Raw genomic sequence first — 2,812 nt, forward strand, 5'->3', positions numbered from 1 at the left:
AGTGAGCGTAGCGAACGAGCGAGAGCCGCTTTTCATCTGAAAGGTTTGCAAAAGGTATAGCGGCTGTGCTAGTAATGAAGAAAAAATCGCGGAGAAGCTCATGAATTTCACCGTCGCCCTGGCACAGATCAAGCCGAAGTTGGGTTGTCTGAGCGACAATATGGCCCTTGTCGAGGAAGCCATAGAGAAGGGAATAACTGCGGGTGCCGACCTGATTGTATTCCCCGAACTGGCCCTTACCGGTTACTTCCTGAAAGACCTCGTCCCCGAAGTGGCGCTTCGTCTCGATGCACCTGAAATCGAGACCCTGAAGGCCCTGTCAAAGCAGATCTCCATCGCCATCGGCTTCGTCGAGGTTTCCGCCGACTACCGCTTTTTCAATTCCGCCGTTTACCTCGAGGATGGCGAGATTCGCCACGTGCACAGGAAGGTCTATCTCCCTACCTATGGACTCTTCGACGAGCAGCGCTACCTCGCTCGTGGCGACCGCTTCCGCGCCTTCGATACCCGCTTTGGGCGCTTCGGCATCCTGATCTGCGAGGACATGTGGCACCTCTCCGCCCCGTACATCCTGGCCATGGACAACGCCACCACTCTCATCTGCCTTTCCTCCAGCCCCGGCCGAGGGGTAAGCGGGACCGAGGAGTTGGGTTCGTCAGCGGCATGGCAGAAGCTCACCTCCACCACCGCCATGTTCCTCAACTGCCGGGTCTTCTACTGCAACCGGGTCGGATATGAGGACGGGATCAACTTCTGGGGTGGTTCGGAGATCGTGGCGCCGTCGGGGCAGGTCACCGATCGCGGAAACATTCTTGAGGAAGATTTCGTGGTCGCCACCATCGACGAGGGTGCCTTGCGGCGCGAGCGTATCTTCTCACCCATGATGCGGGACGAGAACATGGTGATCACTTTGAAGGAACTCAAACGTATCGACAGGGAGAACTCTCGCTGATGGGCGCGCTTACTGTAAATACGGCGCTGCTGCGCCAGATTCTTGTCGGATTTGTCCGTGACGAGGTCACGAAAGTCGGCGTGCACAGGGGCGTGCTGGGCCTCTCCGGAGGGATCGACTCGGCCCTGGTGGCCTTCATTGCCGCCGAGGCGCTGGGACCGGAAAACGTCTACGCCTACACCATGCCGTATCGCACCAGCAATCCCGAGAGCGAGGCCCATGCCAAGCTCGTGGCTGACAAGCTCGGGATCAACTACCAGGTCATCGAAATAACCCCGATGGTGGATTCCTATTTCGATCTTTTTCCCGATGCCAATAATATGCGGCGGGGGAACAAGATGGCTCGGGAGCGGATGACCATACTGTACGATCATTCCGCCGAAGTGCGTGGCTTGGTCCTTGGCACCAGCAACAAGACCGAGCTCCTCCTCGGGTACGGCACCCTTCACGGCGATATGGCCAGCGCCCTCAATCCGATCGGCGACATCTACAAGAGCCAGGTGTGGGAGCTCTCCGAGGCCATGGGCGTGCCGCGCGAGGTCATCGAGAAGAAGCCCTCCGCGGACCTTTGGGCCGGTCAGACAGACGAGCAGGAACTCGGTTTCACCTATCGTGAGGCAGACGAGCTTCTTTACCGGATGGTCGACCAGCGCATGAGCCGCGACGAGCTGATAGAGGCAGGCTTCGATCCCCACTTTATCGATAACGTCCACCGGAAGGTCCAGGGCTCGCACTTCAAGCGCCGCCTCCCGGTGATCGCCAAGGTTTCCAACAGGACCATCGACCGCGACTTCCGCTACGCCAGAGACTGGGGGAAGTAGAGGCAGGGACTAGGGGCTGGGGACTAGGGACTAGTAAAGGGCAGAGACATGTACGTTACGTTCCTCCCCAGTCCCGTTTTGATAAGGGCAGGAAGGAAACGCGGCACCGTCTCCAGTCCCTAGCCCCTAGCCCCTAGCCCCTAGCCCCTAGCCCCTTGTTGTCCCTAGCCCCTAGCCCCAGGTTTTGAATCCATGTCATCCGGAACACTCTATATCGTAGCTACTCCCATCGGTAACCTCGAAGACATCACGCTGCGCGCCTTGCGGATACTGAAAGAGGTCGACCTGATCGCGGCGGAGGATACCCGCCACTCCAGGAAGCTCCTCACCCATTTCGGCATCTCGAGGCCCCTTACCTCGTACTTCGATCACAACAAGGATGTGAAGGGGAACTTCATCCTTGACCAGCTGGGGAAAGGCTTGAACGTCGCCCTGGTCACCGACGCCGGCACTCCTTGCGTCTCGGATCCCGGCTACCAGATCGTCCGCGATGCCTGGGCCGCGGGTTACCATGTCGTGCCGATCCCGGGCGCCTGCGCGGCAATTGCCGCCCTCTCGGCGTCGGGGCTTCCATCTGATCTGTTCACTTTTGCGGGATTTCTTTCCAACCGGCAGGGAAGGAGGAAGGAGAAGCTGCAGGATCTGGCCTCGGTGCCGGGCCTGCTGATCTTCTATGAGGCTCCGAAGAGACTCCTGACGACTCTGCGGGACATGCTGGAGATCCTGGGGGACCGCAACATCGTACTCGCCCGGGAAATCACCAAGATGTACGAGGAGTTCATGAGGGGGAGTCTCTCTTCCATCCTGGAGCGGGCGGAGCAGACCGCGGTCAGAGGTGAGGTGGCGATTCTGGTGGCGCCTACGGATCAGCCGGAAGTGCCGGACACCCCGCAGATGGAGGAGTTGCTTGCGCGCTACCTCGGTTCGGGAGAATTTTCCCTGAAGGATGCGGTGAAGAAGGTGACTGCTGAAACGGGGATGCCGAAGAGTGTGGTCTACGCGGAGGCGCTCAGGCAGAAGGGGTAGGGCTCCCTCCAGT

General features: G+C 59.5%; 3 protein-coding genes. All 3 read left to right on the forward strand.

Translation table 11 applies throughout. The annotated features are described in order from the left end of the window. Positions 1-100: 100 nt before the first annotated feature. The 3 genes from AC11W3_RS14210 (at position 101) to rsmI (ending at position 2,799) form a co-directional block, all read left to right on the forward strand. Positions 101-952 (forward strand): nitrilase-related carbon-nitrogen hydrolase, encoded by an 852-nt coding sequence (locus AC11W3_RS14210; protein ID WP_484093199.1) that lies wholly within the window; start codon positions 101-103, stop codon positions 950-952. Continuing rightward, positions 952-1,773 carry an NAD+ synthase gene (locus tag AC11W3_RS14215; RefSeq protein ID WP_484092167.1) on the forward strand — a complete coding sequence of 274 codons (822 nt, stop codon included), beginning with the start codon at positions 952-954 and terminating at the stop codon, positions 1,771-1,773. The genes AC11W3_RS14210 and AC11W3_RS14215 overlap by 1 nt, the downstream gene beginning before the upstream one ends. A gap of 192 nt (positions 1,774-1,965) precedes the next feature. After that, positions 1,966-2,799 (forward strand): 16S rRNA (cytidine(1402)-2'-O)-methyltransferase, encoded by an 834-nt coding sequence (rsmI, locus tag AC11W3_RS14220; protein WP_484088589.1) that lies wholly within the window; start codon positions 1,966-1,968, stop codon positions 2,797-2,799. The last annotated feature ends 13 nt before the right edge of the window (positions 2,800-2,812 follow it).

This window comes from Geomonas sp. (assembly GCF_056994735.1).